General features: G+C 48.0%; 16 protein-coding genes. 7 read left to right on the top strand and 9 right to left on the bottom strand.

The features are described from left to right. Positions 1–4: 4 nt before the first annotated feature. Entirely contained in the window at positions 5–1,333 is a 1,329-nt protein-coding gene (locus QUB70_RS05860; protein WP_332978947.1) for a hemolysin family protein, read from the bottom strand. Between the two features lie 852 nt (positions 1,334–2,185). On the opposite strand from QUB70_RS05860, the gene mfd reads away from it, so the two are divergent. The 3 genes from mfd to QUB70_RS05845 are packed head-to-tail and all read left to right on the top strand — an operon-like array spanning position 2,186 to position 6,614. After that, complete coding sequence (gene mfd / locus QUB70_RS05855; protein WP_332978946.1) at positions 2,186–5,752, top strand: transcription-repair coupling factor; 3,567 nt, start codon at positions 2,186–2,188, stop codon at positions 5,750–5,752. Positions 5,753–5,775: 23 nt separating this feature from the next. Next, positions 5,776–6,441, top strand: coding sequence for an S-layer homology domain-containing protein (locus tag QUB70_RS05850; protein ID WP_332978945.1), 666 nt, complete (start codon positions 5,776–5,778; stop codon positions 6,439–6,441). Between the two features lie 17 nt (positions 6,442–6,458). Then, entirely contained in the window at positions 6,459–6,614 is a 156-nt protein-coding gene (locus QUB70_RS05845; protein ID WP_332978944.1) for a hypothetical protein, read from the top strand. On the opposite strand, the gene QUB70_RS05840 is transcribed toward QUB70_RS05845, so the two are convergent. Continuing rightward, positions 6,601–7,317 carry a biliverdin-producing heme oxygenase gene (locus QUB70_RS05840; protein WP_332978943.1) on the bottom strand — a complete coding sequence of 239 codons (717 nt, stop codon included), beginning with the start codon at positions 7,315–7,317 and terminating at the stop codon, positions 6,601–6,603. The genes QUB70_RS05845 and QUB70_RS05840 overlap by 14 nt on opposite strands. A 720-nt stretch (positions 7,318–8,037) precedes the next feature. Then, positions 8,038–9,981, bottom strand: a complete 1,944-nt coding sequence (gyrB, locus tag QUB70_RS05835) for a DNA topoisomerase (ATP-hydrolyzing) subunit B (protein ID WP_332978941.1) — start codon at positions 9,979–9,981, stop codon at positions 8,038–8,040. Positions 9,982–10,239: 258 nt separating this feature from the next. Here gyrB and miaA point away from each other — a divergent pair, with 258 nt between their 5' ends. Then, positions 10,240–11,142 (top strand): tRNA (adenosine(37)-N6)-dimethylallyltransferase MiaA, encoded by a 903-nt coding sequence (miaA, locus tag QUB70_RS05830; protein WP_332978940.1) that lies wholly within the window; start codon positions 10,240–10,242, stop codon positions 11,140–11,142. A 321-nt stretch (positions 11,143–11,463) separates the two neighbouring features. Here the strand turns inward: miaA and msrP are convergent, their stop codons facing one another. After that, entirely contained in the window at positions 11,464–12,447 is a 984-nt protein-coding gene (gene msrP, locus QUB70_RS05825; protein ID WP_332978939.1) for a protein-methionine-sulfoxide reductase catalytic subunit MsrP, read from the bottom strand. 504 nt (positions 12,448–12,951) lie between these two features. On the opposite strand from msrP, the gene QUB70_RS05820 reads away from it, so the two are divergent. The 3 genes from QUB70_RS05820 (at position 12,952) to QUB70_RS05810 (ending at position 16,292) form a co-directional block, all read left to right on the top strand. Then, positions 12,952–14,994: a serine/threonine-protein kinase gene (locus QUB70_RS05820; protein ID WP_332978937.1), complete on the top strand. Its 2,043-nt coding sequence runs from the start codon at positions 12,952–12,954 to the stop codon at positions 14,992–14,994. Between the two features lie 392 nt (positions 14,995–15,386). Continuing rightward, entirely contained in the window at positions 15,387–15,965 is a 579-nt protein-coding gene (locus tag QUB70_RS05815; RefSeq protein WP_332978935.1) for a tetratricopeptide repeat protein, read from the top strand. A 33-nt stretch (positions 15,966–15,998) separates the two neighbouring features. Next, positions 15,999–16,292 carry a DUF3288 family protein gene (locus QUB70_RS05810; protein ID WP_332978933.1) on the top strand — a complete coding sequence of 98 codons (294 nt, stop codon included), beginning with the start codon at positions 15,999–16,001 and terminating at the stop codon, positions 16,290–16,292. Between the two features lie 209 nt (positions 16,293–16,501). Here QUB70_RS05810 and QUB70_RS05805 read toward each other — a convergent pair whose 3' ends face one another. The 5 genes from QUB70_RS05805 to QUB70_RS05785 all read right to left on the bottom strand — a co-directional run bounded on the left by QUB70_RS05805 (position 16,502) and on the right by QUB70_RS05785 (position 21,301). Continuing rightward, positions 16,502–16,771 carry a DUF2442 domain-containing protein gene (locus tag QUB70_RS05805; RefSeq protein ID WP_332978932.1) on the bottom strand — a complete coding sequence of 90 codons (270 nt, stop codon included), beginning with the start codon at positions 16,769–16,771 and terminating at the stop codon, positions 16,502–16,504. Continuing rightward, positions 16,734–16,982, bottom strand: coding sequence for a DUF4160 domain-containing protein (locus QUB70_RS05800; RefSeq protein WP_332978931.1), 249 nt, complete (start codon positions 16,980–16,982; stop codon positions 16,734–16,736). The genes QUB70_RS05805 and QUB70_RS05800 overlap by 38 nt, the downstream gene beginning before the upstream one ends. Further along, positions 16,936–17,142 carry a hypothetical protein gene (locus tag QUB70_RS05795; protein ID WP_332978983.1) on the bottom strand — a complete coding sequence of 69 codons (207 nt, stop codon included), beginning with the start codon at positions 17,140–17,142 and terminating at the stop codon, positions 16,936–16,938. Before QUB70_RS05795 ends, QUB70_RS05800 begins: the two co-directional genes overlap by 47 nt. Positions 17,143–17,267: 125 nt before the next feature. Next, a complete protein-coding gene (gene secA / locus QUB70_RS05790) occupies positions 17,268–20,084 on the bottom strand; it encodes a preprotein translocase subunit SecA (protein ID WP_332978930.1) in 2,817 nt (938 codons plus the stop codon). A gap of 269 nt (positions 20,085–20,353) precedes the next feature. Beyond that, positions 20,354–21,301 carry a ribonuclease Z gene (locus QUB70_RS05785; protein WP_332978929.1) on the bottom strand — a complete coding sequence of 316 codons (948 nt, stop codon included), beginning with the start codon at positions 21,299–21,301 and terminating at the stop codon, positions 20,354–20,356. Positions 21,302–21,354 lie beyond the last annotated feature (53 nt).

The following is a 21,354-nucleotide window of genomic DNA, read 5'->3' as shown; positions in this document are numbered from 1 at the left end:
AATTTTAGGTTTTTGGTTGGGTTCTAGGTCGATCGCCCGTTGGCTCGATCGGCATTACCAATATCTTATCAACTCGGTTGCCGTCCATATCGACTACTTCCACGCGCAAACCGTTCCATTCAAAATGCTCGGCTGCGGTGGGAATTTTGCCCAAATTTGTAATCACAAAACCGCCCATTGTGTGATAACTTCCTTTGTGTTCGGCTGACTCTTCGATTCCAAACAGCTCAAAAAAATCTTCGACTGCTAGCATTCCGTCTAACAGCCAAGAACCGTCTTCGCGCTGCACGGTTTGAGGTTCGTCAGCATCTTCAATCGAGGGAAAGTCGCCAACGAGTTCGACTAAAATGTCGTTGACTGTAACCAATCCTTGAATGACGCCGTATTCGTCTACCACCAAGGCAATTTGATTGCTAGATTGTTTGAAAAGTTCTAATACTTTTAAACCCCGCGTGCTTTCGGGTACAAATAACGGTCTTCGTAAAGAAGCGCTTAAGTCCAGGGGTTGACCCGTTAAAGTCCGAGACAGCATATCGGTAACGTGTACTAAACCGACAACGTTGTCGAGTCCTCCCTGACACACGGGAAACCGAGAATGACCGCTGCCGAGCATTTTTTGGCGGTTTTCTTCCACTGAATCATCTAGATCGAGCCAGGTAAGATCGGGACGCGGGGTCATTAAGGCGCTGACTCGCCGATCGCCCAAACGAAACACTCTTTCTACCATGTCTTGTTCGGCTTCTTCAAAGGTTCCGGCCTCTGTTCCTTGCTCGATTAAAACTTTAATTTCTTCCTCTGTAACTTGCGGTTCAGTTGAAGGCACAATCCCCATGATCCGCATCACTAAGTCAGTGGAATAACTTAACAGATAAACCGCAGGAGCGCCAATTTTTGAGAGCATTCGCATGGGAATTGCTACGCTTGAGGCGATCGGCTCTGGGTTGTTGAGCGCCAGCCGCTTCGGCACGAGTTCGCCGATAATTAAGGTCAGATAAGTGATCGTTAAAATTGCCACTACTGAGGCGATCGTCTGAGAGTAGGGCGCGAGGGCAGGAATCAGCCGCAACAAAGGCTCTACCCTTTTAGCAATTGTCGTTTCTCCGAAAGCGCCCGACAGAATGGCCAGCATCGTAATCCCGATTTGAACTGTCGGCAAGAACTGATTGGGGGCATTAGCCAGATCCAAGGCTACACGGGCATTGATCGAACCTTGGTTGGCCATCTGTTGCAGTCTCACCTTCCGTACAGAGATGATGGCCATCTCTGACATCACAAACAAGCCATTGAGGAAAATCAGCAGGAGAACAATCAGAATATCGGTACTTGGGGACATTTCTAAAATTTTCGGTAGTAACGGCAAAGCGCTGTGCCCGGTTAGTCGATTTTAGATTTTAGATTTTAGATTTTAGATTGACGAGGCCGCCAGTATCTGGGGGATTTCCCTAATGTCTAAAATTCTTCGATCTTCACAACTTGAGTACGTGGCAGGGTATCCGTCTTTGGGTGCAGTCACAGGAGAGGTCTGGAAGCTGCGAATCTCGATCGCAAAATCGAAATTGTTTCTCAACCTGGCCCTATATTAACGGAACTGGCTCGATCGCGATCGCAAGTTCGAGATATTTAGAGAAGACCTGTAGCAAAAATCTACCCGCAGTTCAGTGGAATTACCAAAAGCCGATCGCCGCAATGATAGATGTTTGTCGTACAATCGAACTTAGTTAGTAGGTAGCGAGGAAGAGCCTTCGCCCATCGGGGATTAAAATTAACACCGCGTCAGGAACCTCGGCCTGAAGGCACGAGGCTTGAAAGAGAAATCTAGAAAGCCATCCTGACCAGCCTAAGTCCTTTGCGGACTACGTTTTTTGAGTCACGACACCCTGGGATGCGAAGCTAGTCCCCTGCTCTGTCGCTAGTGGTTAAACAGTTCTAAGGTCACTGAAACAGTGCTGCTAGCCTAAAAAGCTTAAAAAACATTGACCGACAAGCTAACATTACCCCGCAAGGGAGGCTCTGAGTGAGCAAATACTATGCGTACAGGATTGGAAGATTTGAAACGGTAACTGTCCCGTTGAAAGTGCAACACAAAAGTACACCGACTCAACCAATTCGCCCGGCGGTAGTAATCAAAAAAAAAAAGACAATATAAAGCCGTCCTAGAAGGACGGGGTTTCTACCCATCTTTTTGATGACTTTCTCTTCGATAATTCGTACCCTGGGGCGATCGCCCCTAGCAACAGAACTTCTCAACAAGCTCAAACGGCATCACTGCGTGCAACTGTCCGGCATCGCCCGCTTGCCTAAAGCTTTGGTAGCTTCCGCCCTCGCACAGCAAGAGGGGCGAAACTTATTGGCCGTGACGGCAACTCTCGAAGAAGCCGGCCGCTGGGTGGCCTCTTTAGAGGCGATGGGCTGGCAAACCGTACATTTTTACCCGACTTCGGAGGCTTCGCCCTACGAGCTATCTTACTCCGACGAGAACGAAATGACTTGGGGACAAATGCAGGTGCTGGCGGATTTGGTAGACAAGGAAGAAAAAATCGCCAATTCGTCTAAGCCGATCGCGATTGTAGCTACAGAAAGAGCTCTCCAGCCTCACTTGCCACCTATAAGTGCTTTTGAACCCTACTGTCTGACACTGAATCGAGGTGCGGTTCAAGACTCGAAGATACTTGACCGCCAACTTGCCTCGATGGGGTACGATCGGGTGACTCTGGTCGAAATGGAGGGCCAGTGGAGTCGCCGGGGCGATATTGTCGATGTGTTTCCGGTGGCTGCCGAGTTGCCGGTGCGGCTGGAGTGGTTCGGGGATAGTTTGGATCGGCTGCGGGAGTTCGATCCCTCGAACCAGCGATCGCTCGATAAGGTCGATCGGTTAGTTTTAACTCCTACTAACTTTAACGCAATTATTAAAGCGGTTTTAGCAGAAAAAAATCTTGACGAAATCAACCAAATAGGCTCTCTTGACACAGACAATGAAGCCGAAAAATTTGTCCGCAGGCTGTTGGGTTTGGCTTTTGAGAAACCTGCGTCTTTGTTGGATTATTTGCCCGAAAATACTTTAGTTGTAGTTGACGAACCCCAAGGGTGCGAAGCTCACAGCGACCGCTGGTTCGAGAACGCACAGGAACAGTGGGAAAATTGCGATCGGCAAACGGAAGTTGCGGGTGGGGAAACCGAAAAGTTACCAATTGCTAATTTGAAAGTTCCGAAAATTCACCGCACTTTTGCTGAATCAATGGCAGATGTCGCAGCTTTCGACAGACTTGAACTTTCAGAATTGGCAGAAGATTCTACTGCTAAAAAAGCTCAAAGCTCTACAGAGGGCGACCCGCTACCGGCTGCGATCAATTTGGCTTCTCGTCCCGTGCCGGTGATGCCTCACCAATTTGCGAAGCTGTCTCAAATGCTCAGGGAAGAGCGCGATCGGGGTTTTACCATTTTTCTGGTTTCGGCTCAACCGAGCCGATCGGTTTCTCTGCTGTCGGAACACGACTGTCCGGCTCAGTTTGTGGTGAATCCGCGCGATTATTTGGCGATCGACAAGTTGCAGTTGCAGCACATTCCCGTCGCCTTGAAGTACAGCGGGCTGGCAGAATTGGAAGGGTTTATTCTGCCGACTTTTCGGATAGTTTTAATTACCGATCGGGAATTTTACGGTCAGCATTCCCTGGCAACTTTTAGCTACGTCCGCAAGCGCCGCCGCGCTGCTTCTAAAAAAGTTGACCCGAACAAGCTGAGTCCGGGCGATTTTGTGGTTCACCGCCAGCACGGAGTGGGCAAGTTTCTCAAGTTGGAACGCTTGACGATCGATCGCGAAACTCGCGAATATTTGGTGCTGCAATACGCTGACGGTACTCTCAGGGTGGCGGCCGACCAGTTGGGGGCTTTGTCGAGGTTTCGGACTGTAGGCGATAAAGTACCGGATCTCAACAAACTGACTGGTCAAACTTGGGAAAAAACTAAAACAAAAGTTCGCAAAGCTGTTAAAAAATTGGCAGTGGATTTGCTGAATCTTTATGCTAAAAGAGCTAAGCAAGTAGGTTATGCTTTTCCTCCCGATATGCCTTGGCAACAAGAATTAGAGGATTCTTTTCCTTACCAACCAACGCCGGATCAGTTGAAGGCAACTCAGGATGTGAAACGCGACATGGAGGGCGATCGACCGATGGATCGCCTGGTCTGCGGCGATGTCGGTTTTGGCAAGACAGAAGTCGCTCTGAGAGCTATTTTTAAGGCGGTTACAGCGGGCAAGCAGGTGGCTTTGCTCGCACCGACGACGATTTTAACCCAACAGCACTATCACACGCTCTCGGAGCGTTTTTCTCCTTATCCGATAGAAGTTGGTTTGCTCAATCGCTTTCGCACAGAAACCGAACGCCGGGAGATTCACAAGCGTTTGGCAACTGGGGAGTTAGACGTGATTGTCGGTACTCAATCTGTTTTGAGCAAAGCGATTAAATTTCGGGATTTAGGCTTGTTGGTGGTGGACGAAGAACAGCGGTTTGGGGTCAAGCAAAAGGAAGCGATTAAAGCTTTGAAAACTGAAGTAGATGTGCTGACTCTCACCGCAACGCCGATTCCCCGCACTTTGTATATGTCGCTGTCGGGGATTCGCGAGATGAGTTTGATTGCGACTCCGCCACCGAGTCGGCGTCCGATTCAGACGCATTTATCCCCCTACAATTTGGAAGCGGTGCGGACGGCAATTCGTCAAGAGTTGGACAGGGGCGGTCAGGTGTTTTATGTGGTGCCCCGGATTGAGGGGATTGAGGAGTTGGCGGATACGTTGCAGGAGATGGTTCCGGGGGCGAGAATTGCGATCGCCCACGGTCAAATGGAGGCTTCGGAACTAGAATCTATCATGCTGACTTTCAGCGCGGCCCAGTTCGATATTTTGGTGTGCACGACGATTATTGAGTCGGGTTTGGATATTCCGCGAGTCAATACAATTTTGATTGAAGACGCGCAGCGGTTCGGTTTGGGTCAGCTATACCAGTTGCGGGGACGGGTGGGACGCGCGGGGATTCAAGCTCACGCTTGGCTGTTTTATCCGAAGCAGAACCAACTGTCGGATGCTGCAAGGCAGAGGCTGCGGGCAATTCAAGAGTTCGCGCAGTTGGGTTCGGGCTATCAGTTGGCCGTCCGAGATATGGAAATTCGGGGTTCGGGTGATGTTTTGGGTACTGAACAGTCGGGTCAAATGGAGGCGATCGGTTTTGATTTGTATGCTGAAATGTTAGAGGAAGCTATTCGCGAAATTAAGGGTCAGGAAATTCCGAAAGTGGAGGACACGCAAATCGACCTCACTTTGACAGCGTTTATTCCTGCTGATTACATCGCGGATTTGGATCAAAAGATGAGCGCTTACCGGTCTGTGGCTTCTGCTAATACTCTAGAAGAGTTGCAGCAGATTCGGGCCGATTGGTGCGATCGCTACGGCCCCATTCCTATTTCGGCCCAGCAACTTATCCGGGTTGTCGAACTCAAACAAATCGCTAAGCAAATCGGTTTTTCTCGCATTAAACCGGAAAATAAGCAGCACATTGTTTTGGAAACGCCGATGGAGGAACCTGCTTGGAATTTGCTCAAGGCTAATTTGCCCGAACATTTGCGCTCTCGTTTTGTCTACAGCAAGGGGAAGGTTACTATTCGGGGTATGGCAGTTTTGAGCGCCCAAAAGCAGTTGGATAATTTGATTGATTGGCTGGGTAAAATGCAGGGCGCTTTGCCGGAAGCAAATGTTTTATTTTAATATAAAATACCGGAATATCAATCGTGAAAAAGTTAGTATGTGTTTTTTTTGCGATCGCGATAGTGCAAGGAGTGCCAATGGCGGTTAAAGCTCAACAAATAATTGACCCGATCGACCGGGTTGTGAGTGCAGGATTGATGAATAAAGATGCGATCGGCAATTTTAATGCTGAGGGCATTCTCAGCCGCGCCGATTTGGCGGTAATTTTAGTCAAAACTTTTGGTTTGGAACGGCGGAAAACTGCTCAGAAACCGGATAGGGAATTGCCGGACGTACCTAAGAGTTACTGGGCTTACAGTGCGATTCAAACTGCTTTGAAAACGGGCACGATGAGTGGATATCGCGACGGACTGTTTTTTCCAAATCAAAGGGTAACTCGCGCTGAAGCTTTGGCGATTTTTGCTCAAGCTTACGGGGTTTTTCAGTTTCCTGACGCCAGTGTTGCCGAGATTTTAGCTAAGTATCCAGATGCAGGCGAAATCCCTAATTGGGCTAGAAAGTCTATGGCTACTGCACTTTATGAAGGGTTTGTTAATGTGGAACTCGGAACTAATAAAATTAATCCTTTGAAGCCGATGACTCGCGGGGATATCGCTTACGCTTTGAGCAAGTATTTGGAGCGGCAGGTAAGGCCAACTTCTTTGCCTGTCCCGGACGAGGAGCCTCCTAATCGCGGCATCGGGCGTTAAATATCTTGGAGTTGTGAGTGTTGAGTTGTGAGTTAAAAAGCCGATCGCCCGCCATGCAAAATCCCGGAGCTTTGGTGACTGTAAAAGCAGCCATCAAACCCCCAGGATTTAAGTTTTTCCTCTTAAACGAGGCTCAAATTATTGCCAATGAGTATTGGTTCAATCAGCAGTAACCAATTCGGTACTGCCGCCGCCGCGCTTCCGCGTCAGGGTATTGAAAAGCATCTGACCGACAGCTTTAATCAAATTGCCTTCTAACTCCATGAACATCTTCATGTTCATGCCAAAAGCTGCATTAGCTTCGTCAACAATTCGCTCTGCTGTTGCTTCGTCAATCGGCAGTTCATTCATTGCCTGACGGTAGTTAGCCTTGAATTCTTTTTCATCAGGAATATCCTGGAATTCATAGAAAGCAGTGCCTTCTCCGTCGGAAAGATTCATCCCGCGCTGGGCAATTCCCTTCAGGATTTGTCCGCCGGATAAATCGCCAAGGTAGCGAGTGTAAGAGTGAGCTACTAACAGTTCCGGTGCGATCGCCGAAATCTCGCGAATGCGCTCCACATAAGCTTTTGCTGCGGCTGACGGAGCTACTTGTTCGCGCCAATTCGCACCGTAGTAGTAAAACAAATCTTTTTCTAAGCTTTGTTTGCGATTCAACTGGGAAAAGTAAATTTTTGAAACAACCGGATGCTGCTTTTGGCGTTCCATTTCCTCTTCCATTGCCGAGTAGACAAAGTAGAGGTTTCCTACTAACTTCCGGTAAGAAGTTTTTTCTACAACGCCTTTTAAAAAACACTTGACAAAACCGACGTTTTCTGCCATTGTGTGGGACTTTTTCGTTCCCTCACGCAATTTGGTAGCTAAATTGATGCTCATCAAAATTCTGGGTAGAAACCCCGTCCTTTGAGGACGGCTTTACATTTTTGATTTACTACCGCCGGGCGAATTGGTTGAGTCGGTGTACCTTTGTGTTGCACTTTCAACGGGACAGTTACCGTTTCAAATCTTCCAATCCTGTACGCATAGTATTCTGCTCCAAAGAGCCTCCCTTGCGGGGTAATGTTAGCTTGTCGGTCAATGTTTTGAGAACTTGTTAGACCTGCAACACTGTAAAGCGTGACCTTAGAACTGTTTAATTGCTTCGGACAGAGCTCTTGACTAGCTACGCATCCACGGGGTGTCGTGACTCTCAAAACGTAGGCAGTTAAGCCTTAGTCTGGTCAGAATGGCTTACCGGATTTCTCCCGCAAGCCTCGTGCCTTAAGGCCGAGGTTCCTGACGCTATATTGTCCAACCTTCTATTTTTGTGGTAGTTGATGGATGCGCCAAAAATCTCAAAATTACCTAAGCATTTACCTTAGATCGATTTGATGAGAGATTGTATTAATTTTTATAACAAAAGTAGTCAGTAGTCAGTTGGCAGTTGGCAGTTGGCAGTTGGCAGTTGTTTGCTGGCGAGGATGAATCATCAGTCATTAGTCATTAGTTAGTCGCTGATGACTGATGGCTACTGAATGACTGATGACTGATGACTGATGACCGATGGCTACTGACTACTGCCAACTGTCAACTGACTACTGCCAACTGTCAACTAACTTAGATGTCCAAGTCGAGGAGGTTGAGTTTGGGGCCGTAGGTTTCGATGAATTCGCGGCGGGGGGCGACACGATCGCCCATTAAGATCGTAAAGATGCGATCGGCCTCAGCAGCGTCTTCAATCTCCACCCGTTTCAGCGTCCGAGTTTCTGGGTTCATCGTTGTATCCCACAACTGTGTCGGCATCATTTCGCCCAAACCTTTGAACCGCTGGACGGTATAGTTAGCATTCGCCGGAAATTCATTGCGGATGAGACTGTTCCTTTCACGTTCGCTGTAACAGTAGTAATGATTGCGTCCCCGTTCCACTTTATAGAGAGGAGGACAAGCAATGTAGATGTAACCTTGTTCTACAAGTGCTCGCTGATAGCGGTAGAAAAATGTTAGCAACAGCGTGCGGATGTGGGCCCCATCTACGTCAGCGTCAGTCATAATTACGATGTGGTGATACCGCAATTGACCCGGATCGAATTCTTCGCCTTTGATGCCCAAACCGAGGGCTGTAATTAACGACTGAATTTCGTTATTTTTGTAGATTTTGGCATCGTCTGTTTTCTCAATGTTGAGAATTTTACCGCGCAAAGGCAGGATTGCTTGGAATTGGCGATCGCGCCCTTGTTTTGCCGATCCGCCGGCCGAGTCCCCTTCCACAAGATAAATTTCCGATTTTGACGGGTCTCTGGAACTGCAATCTGCCAGTTTTCCGGGCAATGGAGACGATTCTAAGACCGATTTGCGGCGGACTAAATCGCGGGCACGGCGGGCAGCTTCAGCAGCCTTAAATGCCTGAATTGCTTTTTCCAAAATAGCGTCAGCTACTTGGGGGCGAAACTCTAAATATTCGGTCAATACTTCGCCTACCAAGGAATCGACAATTCCCCGAACTTCTGTATTTCCTAGCTTAGTTTTAGTTTGACCTTCAAATTCCGGGTCTGGGACTTTGACCGAAATCACTGCTGTCAAACCTTCGCGAACGTTTTCGCCTGCGAGGTTGGGCTCGTTTTCTTTGATTTTGTTGCGCTTGCGGGCGATCGAATTCATCGTCCGCGTCAAGACTGCCTTCAAACCTTCTAAGTGTGTACCACCGTCGATCGTCCGAATGTTGTTAGCAAAACCGAGAACGTTGTCGCTGCTAAAAGCATCGACGCACCACTGCAAAGACACTTCTATCTGCACGTTGTTGCGTTCTCCTTGCACGTAGATCACCTCTTCGTGCAGGGGCTGCTTGTCGCGGTTCATGTAGGCGATGTATTCCTTGATTCCGCCCTCGTAACAGTATGTTTCGATGCGAGGTTCGCTACTTTTGAGCAGTTCCAAACGGTGGTCGCTAAAGGTAATTTTAACGCCCGCATTCAAGTAACCCAATTCTCGCAAGCGCCCCGCGAGTATAGTGTAATCAAATTCAATGCCCGTGCTAAATATTTGAGTATCTGGCAAGAAAGAAACTGAAGTGCCAGTGCGATTGCCTTTGTTGGGCTTGGCAGTAAGTTCAGTAACTGGATTGCCTCTTTCGTAGCGCTGTAAATGTTCTTTTTGGTCGCGCCAAACTGTCACTTCTACCCACTCGGACAGCGCGTTAACAACAGAAATACCTACACCGTGCAATCCTCCAGAAACCTTGTAGCCACCACCGCCAAATTTACCGCCGGCGTGGAGTACAGTCATTACTGTTTCTATTCCCGATTTGCCAGTCTTGGCAACGATGCCGGTCGGAATACCCCGGCCGTCGTCTGTCACGGTAACGGAACCGTCGGCGTTGATGTCAATCTCGATGTGAGTGCAGTGGCCAGCCAGCGCCTCATCAATGGAATTGTCCACAACCTCGTAAACTAGATGGTGGAGTCCTTTCGGGCCGGTGGTACCGATGTACATCCCCGGTCGTTTGCGGACTGCTTCGAGACCTTCGAGAACTTGAATCTGGTCGGCGCTGTAGCTGCTGGTCATACAAAAATAGCTCCAATAATGAGGTCTAAAGCCCCAAAAGCTTCTAAAATAGGAAAACTTCTAAAATTATAGCACAAAACGGTTAATGGCGATGCTAGGGCTTTCTGAATGGAAATTTATTAGGGGGACGGAGGGGAATAGTTTTGATATTGCTTCGCGACTCCCCAGGCGCAGCGCGGTGAATCAGTGAAGCGAGAGAGGGGAAAGCATTGATAGGAGAGGATTTGAGAGTTTTTATAGGGAAATGTGCGACAGCTTATGCCTAGATTAATTACGATTTGTGGGGCGACGGCGACGGGGAAGTCGGGAGTGGCTGTGGCTGTAGCTCAGAGGCTGCAATCCTCGATTCTGAGTGCGGACTCCCGTCAAGTGTACCGCGAATTTGACATCGGAACGGCAAAACCTACAAAGGTCGATCGCACTTCTGTACCGCATCACTTGATTGACATCTGCGATCCGACAGAAACTCTGACACTAGCAGAGTACCAACAGCAAGCTCAAAAATTAATTGCTGATGTCGATTTTCCTGTTTCTCCTCCCCTGTTGTTGGTTGGTGGGACGGGCTTATATATTAAATCGATCGTGCGCGGTTTGAAAATTCCGAGAGTAGCGCCGATGCCCGAATTGCGATCGCAACTTGCAGAACTCGGACAATCTCAATGTTACGCGATGTTGCAGCAGGTCGATCGCTCTGCCGCTGAGAAAATTCACCTCAATGATTCCGTCAGAACTTTAAGAGCACTGGAAGTATTTTATGTCACGGGTCGCTCTATTTCCGAGCAGCAGGGCGAAAATCCTCCCAATTATCCTATTTTACAAATAGGGTTGGATTGTGAGATTGATGTTTTGGTCGATCGTATCCAACAGCGCACCGAACAAATGCTAGAACGCGGTTGGATAGCTGAAGTAGAATATTTGTGTAAAAAATACGGCTGCGACTTGCCACTGTTAAACACGCTGGGATATCAGGAAATGAAACAATATTTGGCGGGTGACATTAAGCTGGAAGAAGCCAAAGAATTAACAATTTTGCACACGCGGCAATTTGCGAAGAGACAGCGGACTTGGTTTCGGGCTTATCCTGAAATTGAATGGTTTGATGTTAGCACGCCGGATTTATTGGAGCGAGTTTGGCAGAGAGTAGAGGAATTTGTCAGTTGATTTGAGATTTTAGATGAAGCTTAAATATTTTTTTTAAACCGCTGATGAATGCTGATGAACGCTGATTTAATTTTCTTTAACTTACTCGATCGTCTCTCAAATAAAGTAATTTGGATTTTAATCTTAACTTTGACTTAGCAAAAATTCTCTACAGATATCGGGTAGGGAAACGGCACTGCCGTGTCCTGTATTTCATCTCTTTGAAGTGAATCTGAAATATTTTTTTACCGCAGAGAACGCAGAGAAAGAGAAAGAGAGAAACTGATTTTTGTAGGGGCGGTGGATGGTGCGTGTCCGCCCTCGATCTACAATTTGCTGTAATTAACTGTAAAGACTTGCCACATATTCGCCGTAACCGTTATAGGGCAAAGTCGGGCGAGTTTCCCACGACCAACTGTTACCGGGGCCGACTACCCGTTCGCTGGCCTGCGACCATCTGGGGTGCGGCTTGTCTGGTTCGACATTTGCTTCAAAGGCGTATTCGTTGGGGCCGATTGTATTCCAAAAAGTGGCGGGCTGTTTTTCGACAAATTCAATTTTTACGATCGACTTTGCGCCCTTAAAACCGTACTTCCAAGGAATTACTTGCCGCAGCGGTGCACCATTTTGCTTGGGTAGTTTTCTGCCGTACAAGCCTGTGGCAAAAAATGCTAAATCGTTTGCCATTTCCTCGATTCGCATTCCCTCGGTGTACGGCCAAGGATAAAATTGCGAAAATACACTTGCACCTTTGGTAATTTTGGGGTCGTAAAATGATGTGAAACGAACGAATTTAGCGTTCGATGTCGGTTCGACATCAGCCATCAACAATTTCATGGGAAATCCGACCCAAGGAACTACCATCGCCCACGCTTCTACGCAGCGAAATCGATAAACTCTTTCTTCGATGGGAAATTTTTTGTAGAGGTCGTCAATATCATAAGTGCGGGGATTTTTTACTAAACCGGCTACTTCTACTTTCCAGTTTTCTGTTGGCAAAGCTTGAGCAGCTTCCCAAATAGATTTTGTGCCGCCGTATTCGTAAAAATTGTTGTATTTTGTAGCTAAGGCTTCGTCGGTAATCGCCCGATCGACTTTCGCAAAGGCAGGATTCCGGCTCAATCCCGAATATACTTGGGTTGAGCTTTGCTCCAAAGCATTTTTTGAGCTAGTATTGCTTTTGCAGCCGGTCAGCGGCAGCAGCGAAGCTGTCACGCCTGCGCCAATTAAATTTGTCATGAAGCGGCGGCGGTTGAGAAAGGCTGTTTCTGGGGTAATTTGGGAGTCGAGAATTTCCCAAGGTTTGGGGACGCGAATTAACGGCATAAGTAATAGTTAAAAGTTAGTAGTTAGTTTGGCAAAATTTGCCTAAGTTTTAATCTGTTATTGGATTGGAGATTTGCAGTTTGAGATTGACTCCATAGAACAAAGAATCGCGGATATTTGGCAATGCCTCGCGCTTGCTTTGGTGCGATCGCAATGCAAGTATTCGCAGTGACAGTATAGCTTAATTCGGTAACAACTGAGATATTGCACCATTCTCAAGAACAGGCAAGATGCCTGTTCCACAAAGAATGATTTTCTTGTGGGGAGTAGGGGTTGGGCAGGAGAGCCCGCCCGTACGATCGACCTATTAAACCTCGCTCGCAGGAAAGTCAGCAATAATTTACGCGCGATCGACCGCAGCAATTGTGGCGAAAATCTGGGAAACAATTATGATCGAGCAAAGATTCCAATTATTTAATTTGTCCACAGGAAGCGGCACGCACCGCCCCGCTTTCCTCCCCCACCAGCAATAATGTCGGACGGGGGTCTCCAGCGGAAAGACAAATGAGTTACTGCATCAATCCCCATTGCCCGAATCCCCAAAATCTCGATCGCGCGACAGTCTGCAAAAGTTGCGAGTCGAATTTGCTGCTAAAAGGTCGCTACCGAGTCTTTCACACCCTCGGTCAAAGTCTCACTTGCCGCACCTTCTTAGCAGTCGATGAAGACCAACCTTCTGCGCCCCGCTGCGTCATTCAACAGTTCTGCGGATCGGCAGCAGCCGCGGACGGTCAAAACCAGCAAAACCGGAGATTTCGCGGGTCTGCCTCAGTTCTAGACGAGGTGGGGAAACATCCGCAAATACCGAAACTGCTGGCATTTTTTGAAGTCGAAGGCTGCCAGTATTTAGTGCAAGAATACATCGAAGGCTGCAATTTGGCCGATCGGCTTTCAGAAAAAGGTGTTGTTAAAGAAATTCAAGTTTGGTATCTGCTGAGCGAATTGTTGCCAGTCCTGCAATTTGTTCACGAACATCAACTGATTCACGCAGATATCAAACCGTCCAATATTATTCACCGCAAATCTCCCCAAGCATCCCCAGCTTTGGCAGGGAAAGAGGATTTACATTCCGTGTCTCAGGAAAGTGCCTCTGGGCTAGTTTTAGTCGATTTCGGCGCTGCAATTCCGGCAAACAGCGGGCCGCTGAAAACAGAAACGGTGACAGGTTCTGCCGAATACGCGGCCCCGGAACAAATTAAAGGTCAAGCGATTAAGAGCAGCGACATCTACAGTTTGGGCGTCACTTGCATTCACTTGTTAACGGGAATTTCGCCCTTTGATTTGTTTGACATCAAAGCCGACAGTTGGGCTTGGAGGCATTATTTGAAAGTACCAGTTTCGGCGCGACTCGGCCGCATTCTGGATAAAATGGTGCAGCGAGAACCATCAAAACGCTATCGATCGACCGAGGCAATTCTCACAGACATGAAACACGGCCCGGCACCGATAGACGTGATTCTCAGCAAACCCAAGTGGACTTTAGCCCTTTGGGGAGGAACGGCGGTTGCCCTGCTGTCGGTAGTGCTGAGTTCTCGCTTGCCATCTCCTGCACCGCAGGCTTTCACTTCTTCTGAACCTGCTTCTAGCATTCCCGAAATTCGGTTCAATCCGCCTCCCATGCAGGATTTCAGCCGTCAGGAATCGCAGTCCGTGCCCGCAGTACGCACTCTGGCGGATCGGGACAAAAATCCAGTTTGGTCGGTAGCAGTCACTCCCAACGGCCGCGTGATAGTCAGCGGGAATAACGACGGCACAATTCGCCTGCTGCACAAGCGTCACGGCAAGGTGCTCAAGGTTTTAGCAGGACATTTGGGGCCTGTGTGGTCGGTGGCGGTCAGTCCCAACGGCAGGACGATCGCCAGCGGCAGCGCTGACGGTACGATTAAATTGTGGAATCTGTATTCTGGCAAGTTAATTCGGACTTGGGACGGACACGCAGACGGCGTGTTCTCGGTGGTTTTCAGTCCCGACGGCCAGGCCCTCGCCAGTGTCGGTAAGGACAAAACTTTGAAGCTGTGGCAAGTGGAAGGCGGGGCTGAGTTGGAAACTCTCAAGCGGGTTTTTGATGAGGTGCATTCGGTGGCTTTCAGTCCCTATAAAGACACTCTCTTTACTGGCAACGGCGACGGTACTATCAAGATGTGGAATTGGAAGACTGGGGAATTCCAAGCGACTCTCACGGGTCACGCCGATGCTGTTTCGGCTCTTACTGTCAGCCCGGATGGTAAAATTTTGGGCAGTGGCGGTTGGGACAATACAGTGAGGATTTGGGATATCACCACGGAACACGGGCCGCAGCCTTCGGGCGAGGTGACTTTTAGGGGTCATGCCGATCGAATTCAGTCTCTAGCTTTCAGTCCCGACGGCGAGACGCTAGCCAGCGCCGATTTGAGCGGGACTATCAAGCTGTGGGCGATGGATGGCGGGGAACCCGGTACGCTGAAGGGTCATTCTACTTGGGTGGAATTGGCTTTTAATCCTCAAGACAAGACTCTGATCAGCGGCAGTTTTGACGACACGATTAAGGTGTGGCGACTGTCTCCTTGATTTGTTCGATCGCCCGTTCAATTAATTTTTGAACAGCTAGGGCGATCGAACATTTAGCTAATTTATCTATCAACACTTCCGAAATATATAGTGAGTGTTTTGTAGGGGCAAACCCCCCGTGGTTGCCCCCATACCTGGAATGATTGCGTAAGTCCTAAGCTGTTGTGCATTTAAATTGTATATTTCGAGTCCCGATCGAAAATCGTCAAATCCTCTCCCCCGATCCCCATCGGACCCTCTCCCTCTCTAATACCATAGGCAATCTAGATGCAACACAGCTTATGTTGCTACAAAAACAAATTTAAAATATTAAATAGTCAGAAGATCCCTAGAAATCGCGGTTGCTAACTAACACTTGTGGTAAAGTAGTTTCGGCTGTTAAAGTAAAATCTATGACCGCAAATTCCGAGTTAGTAGAGCAGTATTTCTCAGCGGGCGAGAGCCTTCAGAAATCAGGAAAACTTGAGGAGGCGATCGCTCAATATCAAAAAATACTAGCCCTGAAGACGGATGAGGCTGTTCCACTCAACAAGATATCTGAAATTTATTATACGCAACAGAAATATGTAGAGGCGATCGCCTCCTGTTACCAAGCACTTCGCCAGCAACCCAATTTCGCCGCCGCCTACAAAACTCTAGGCAATATCCTGCAAGCCCAAGGCAAAATAGACGCGGCAATTCGCGCCTACTCCAAGGCGATCGAATTCGACCCAAATTTTGTCGAAGCATATGTTAATTTGGGCAGTATGTTTTACAAACAAGGCCTGCTGGATGACGCCATAATGTACTATCAAAAAGCTATTGCTATGCAGCCAGATTTAGCCGCCGCTTATTGGAACTTAGGCAAAGTATTAGAACACCAAGGGCGAACCAATGAAGGTTTAATTTATCAACAAAAAGCTTTAAAACTACAGCCAGATATAGGCGAAAATACTGGGCTTGTATCAAAAACAGCAAACAAGATTATTTAAACAAAATTTAAAAATATTTTCCGGACAAATAACATGGATTTAGCACCGAAAAATCAAGATCAGCAGCATCCGCAATACAAGCGCGATCGAGCCAGTGTCGATACTTTAATAGCAGGAGAAGCAACCGACTACAATTTATCGGAATTAGCAAGATTAATAATTCGCTACCGAGGCTTTCCCGGCGCTAGAGATATTCAATCGGACTTAAAAAAAGTCCTGCAAAAATGGAATCATACCGAAGAAACTCTTTACGAAAAAACCCGTAAAATTCACGCCAAAGGTGAAGTTTACAGGAAACAAAAAAGCGATCAAGAAGATTGGCTTTAATCTCAAATCTAGCTTAAATACCTTCTTTATCTCTTACGTGAGAAAGGCTATATTACGAAAGCGGAGAAGTGAACTAGCGATCGAAATTAATAGACCTCTTGCAAAAATAACTAGGATGGGCATCTTGCCCATCCCACAAAATTTTTTTTCTTGTGGAATGGGCATCTTGCCCGTTCCAGAATTTGATTAAAAGGATTTTTGCAAGAGGTCTAATGAGTAATTTTAGGCCTCGGAGCCGGTGCGCCTCGCAGCATTCCTTCTGTACTGATATCTTCATCAATTTCTTCCCAGTGAATGCCGTAGCCTCCTCCACATACTTCCCATTTTTCCCTTTGATCGGGCGTTGCATGGAACAATCTTGGATACCAAATTAAAGGCACGGTAATGATTCTTCCATCCATCAAATCAACACTAATGGTTTCTTCTGTAAAATGAATGTGCTTAACTCTCTCGTCCGCTCGAATCGCCAAAATACCCATACCAAGCCTCCAATAGCGTTTGTTGATTCTCTTGTACTACCGACTGTATTTTACGAAGTTCTTTAGCACTAAAACCAAGGTTGTTTCCTAAGCTGACTGGCTCCAACCAAAATTTAACCGATGATTTGTCTCTGTCAATATGAACATGAGGTGGTTCATTTGGTTCATGGCTGTAAAAGTAAAGTCGGTAAAAACTGAGATATTGCACCATTCTCAATTAGCTTTTTAGCAACAGGCAAGATGCCTGTTCCACAAGAAAATTTATCTTTTGTGGAACAGGCATCTTGCCTGTTGCTGACAATGGTGTAAGATGTGAGTAAAAACTTATTTGTAAAATAGTTGGCATAATTCCAGGTTATACAATATTTCAATGCGAATATCTGTATTTGGTCTTCTTTTATTCTTCTTCCATGACACGGGTGGTGTAAAATCAACTTCCAGGAAGAGCATGAAAACCAGCAACAGTCAACTGTTAACAGTTGACTGTTAACTATCTTCAAACCATCTCTGGCGAAACTTGCATTGCCGGCTGCGGCTGGAACTGGAACAGCGAATAAACCACATTGCGGCGGATATCCGTCATCATGTCCAAAAACAGCTCGTAACCTTCAGTTTTGTACTCGATCAGCGGGTCTTTCTGACCGTAACCGCGCAGCCCTACAGACTCGCGCAAAGCATCCATTTGCTGCAAGTGTTCCCGCCACAAAGTATCAATTTGCTGCAAAATAAAGAACCGCTCAGCATCGCGCATCAATTCCGCTCGGATCGCATTAACTTCCGCTTCTTTCATGTCGTAAGCGTTGCGGACTTGTTCGTGCAAGAAAGTTTTGATTTCCTCAACGGACAAATCTTCTAGCTGATCCGGTGTCATGTCAGCCAGCAGATAAACAAATTCCTTCACTTTGCTCACAAGTTTGTCAAGTTCCCATTCTTCCGAAGGTAAATCGGGATTGATGTATGCTCCCACGATGTCATCCATCGTTTGTTCGGCATACTTAATTACCTGTTCCTTGGAGTCCAAACCTTCCAATACTCGGCGGCGTTCCGCATAGATTGCTCGACGCTGATTGTTCATCACTTCGTCGTATTCAAATACCTGTTTGCGGATGTCGTAATAGTAGGTTTCCACTTTTTTCTGAGCGCCTTCGAGGGAACGAGTCAGCATTCCAGATTCGATCGGCATATCTTCTTCAACACCGAAAGCCTTCATCAAACCGGCCACGCGTTCGCCACCGAAAATCCGCAGCAAATTGTCTTCCAAACTCAAGAAAAACCGCGTAGAACCCGGGTCTCCTTGGCGTCCCGCCCGGCCGCGCAACTGATTGTCAATCCGGCGCGATTCGTGGCGTTCTGTACCGATAACGTGCAAGCCTCCCAACTGCACCACTTCATCGTGTTCGGTGCTGGTAAAAGCATCGTACTCCCTGCGAGTTAAATTGTAAGCTTCCCGCAATTTTTGAATTACCGGGTCTTTTGTCGGCGCTTTTTCCGAAGCTACAGCCACGATATCATCGGCTTGCAATTCCGAGAGCGATCGCTCCCCGTACTCTTTCACCGCCAATTCCACCGCCGCCTTGAGCAGTTGCTCGGCATCTTTCGATAGCTGCGTCGGGAAAATCTGCGCCGAAGCTTTCCAAGACTTTACTTTTTTCGCAGTCTGACCAAAACCTTGAGGTGCGGGGCGGCCGCCAATACCGGGCACTTGCACTAGCGAAAACCCGTCCTCATCCTCGGGTTGCACGATCCGGGGCATCAAATACTCCCGCAACTTCAGGCGGCCCATGTACTCAGAATTACCGCCCAAAATGATGTCGGTACCGCGCCCGGCCATGTTCGTGGCGATCGTCACAGCACCCTTGCGTCCGGCTTGAGCAATAATTTCCGATTCCCGCTCCACATTTTCCGGTTTAGCGTTGAGCAAATTGTGAGGAATTTTGCGCTCCAGCAGCAGCCGCGACAGCAACTCCGACTTTTCCACGCTTGTAGTGCCAACCAGCACCGGCCGACCGATTTCGTGCATTTCCGCGCAGTCTTGGGCGATCGCATTCCACTTCCCAGCCTCCGCCTTGTAAACCATATCCGAAAGGTCTGTGCGGCTGGTAATCCGGTTAGTGGGAATCAGCGTCACTTCCAGATTGTAAATCTTCTCAAACTCTGTCTCCTCAGTCTTCGCCGTCCCAGTCATCCCCGACAGCTTCGGATAAAGCAAAAAGAAATTCTGATAAGTAATTGTCGCCAGCGTCTGAGTTTCCGGCTGAATATCCGCGCGTTCCTTGGCTTCGATCGCCTGGTGCAAACCGTCACTCCAGCGCCGTCCCGGCATCACCCGGCCGGTAAACTCATCCACAATCACGACTTCGCGATCGGGAGTGACGATGTAGTTAATATCCTTAATAAACAATTCCTTCGCCTTAATCGCATTAAAAATGTAATGCGCCCAAGGGTCAGCCGGGTCGTACAAATCCGTAACACCCAACAACCGCTCAGCTTCACCAAAGCCTTCATCGGTCAACAGCACATTCCGAGCCTTTTCGTCAACCTCGTAATGTTCTTCATTTTCCTTTCTCAGAGCAGCAGCTACCTCAGCCGCCCGCATATACTTCTCACTGGGGCGTTCCACCTGGCCGGAAATAATTAAAGGCGTCCGTGCTTCATCGATGAGCACCGAGTCAACCTCGTCAATCACGCAGAAATTAAAAGGACGCTGCACTACATCTTCCATGACAGTAGCCATGTTGTCGCGCAAATAATCAAAGCCGACTTCGCTGTTAGTCGCGTAGGTAATATCGCAGCTATAATTTTTCTTTCGTTCCACCTGATCCATGCCCTGCTGAATCAGTCCCACAGTCAATCCCAGGAATCGGTGCACCTGTCCCATCCATTCCGCGTCCCGCCTTGCGAGATAATCGTTGACGGTGATGATGTGTACCCCTTTACCCTTGAGGGCGTTAAGGTAAGCCGGCAGCGTCGCCACCAGAGTTTTGCCCTCACCGGTTTTCATTTCGGCAATTTGGCCTTTGTGGAGGATGATGCCGCCGAGGAGTTGGACATCAAAGTGGCGCAGTCCCAAAACCCGCTGTCCCGCTTCCCGCACCACTGCAAAAGCTTCCGGCAAGATTTCGTCTAGGATCTCTTTCTCCTCGTTGAGAGATTTAGCTTTTGCCAGACGTTCTTGAAACTCCGCCGTTTTGCCTCTGAGGCCGTCGTCTGAGAGTGCGCGGAAGTCTTCTTCCAAAATATTGATATCAGCTACCCAAGGCTGAAATTTTCTCAGTTTGCGCGCGTTGGGATCGCCTAGCAGATTTTTAAACATGGCAGGAGAGGCAGATTTTTAATAATTTAGCTATTAGCTTTCAGGGTTACGGGCTGTAGTGTTAGCCACAACATATACCCTCCCCGATTGTAGCAACCATTGGCTCTCCTGGGCCGTCGCTGGGGGCGATCGGTCTTTTGGGCTTGACAAGGGTTCACGACCACAGCCGGAGTCTCTGACAGATCGATCGACCGCAGATGTAAGGCAGATAAACACTGATCGACGCAGATAATTTCCTGATTGGAAAGCGATTGAATGCAATTGCTCGTCTAATGTGCACCAGCTTCCTGTGGTCTGGGCACTTCGTAAGTCAAAAAGTCATAGGCCATTTTCGTATTCGGAAAAATTGCCTGCGCTTCCTCAAGCAAATCGTCCAGGACGATCGCATTCCCCGGAGCGTAACGCGGGCTAAAATGCGTCATAATTAACTGTTTCGCCCCAGCAATCAAAGCCACTTGAGCCGCCATTGTCGAAGTTGAATGCAGGCGATCGAAGGCCATTTGAGCATCTTGATGAGCAAAAGTCGCTTCATGAACCAACAAATCAGCATCCTTCGCCAATTCCACCGCCCCGTCACAAAAAACTGTGTCTGTACAATAAACAAACTTGCGCCCGATTTGATCCGGGCCACAAAAATCAGTACCTTTAAACTGTCGCCCGTCCTCTAACTTGACCGTCTTTCCTTGTTTTAACTGACCGTAAAGTGGCCCCGAAGGAATACCCGCAGCCTTCGCTTTTTCTACATCAAAATGTCCCGGACGGTCTTTCTCAGTTACTCGATAACCAAAAGCAGTAACTCGGTGCTTCAAAGGGCCGCAACTAACAATATATTCGTCATCTTCATAGATGACTCCCTCGTGACTTTTGTGCACTTTCACCGGGTAAGAAAAATGAGTTTGAGAATAGCGAACGCCAGCTTGCAAATATTCTTCAAGTCCCGGAGGCCCGTAAATATCGATGCGCTTGACATTTCCCGCCAAACCGCAGCTAGCCAGCAAACCCATTAAGCCGAAAATGTGGTCGCCGTGCAGGTGAGTGATGAAAATACGGCTCAGTTGGCTGACTTTTAGGTCGCTGCGGAGAAACTGGTGCTGAGTTCCTTCGCCGCAGTCAAACAGCCAGAGTTCCGCTCGCTGGGGCAAGCGGAGGGCGATGCTGGAAACGTTGCGCGATCGCGTGGGGACGCCGGAACTAGTTCCGAGAAATGTAATCTGCAAGAGTCAAATCACCTCAATTAAGTCTTAAAAAATATGTTACATATATCCAGAGT

It is taken from the genome of Microcoleus sp. A003_D6 (assembly GCF_036702825.1).
GTDB lineage: Bacteria > Cyanobacteriota > Cyanobacteriia > Cyanobacteriales > Microcoleaceae > Microcoleus.
This window is presented reverse-complemented; position numbering and strand designations above follow the sequence as displayed.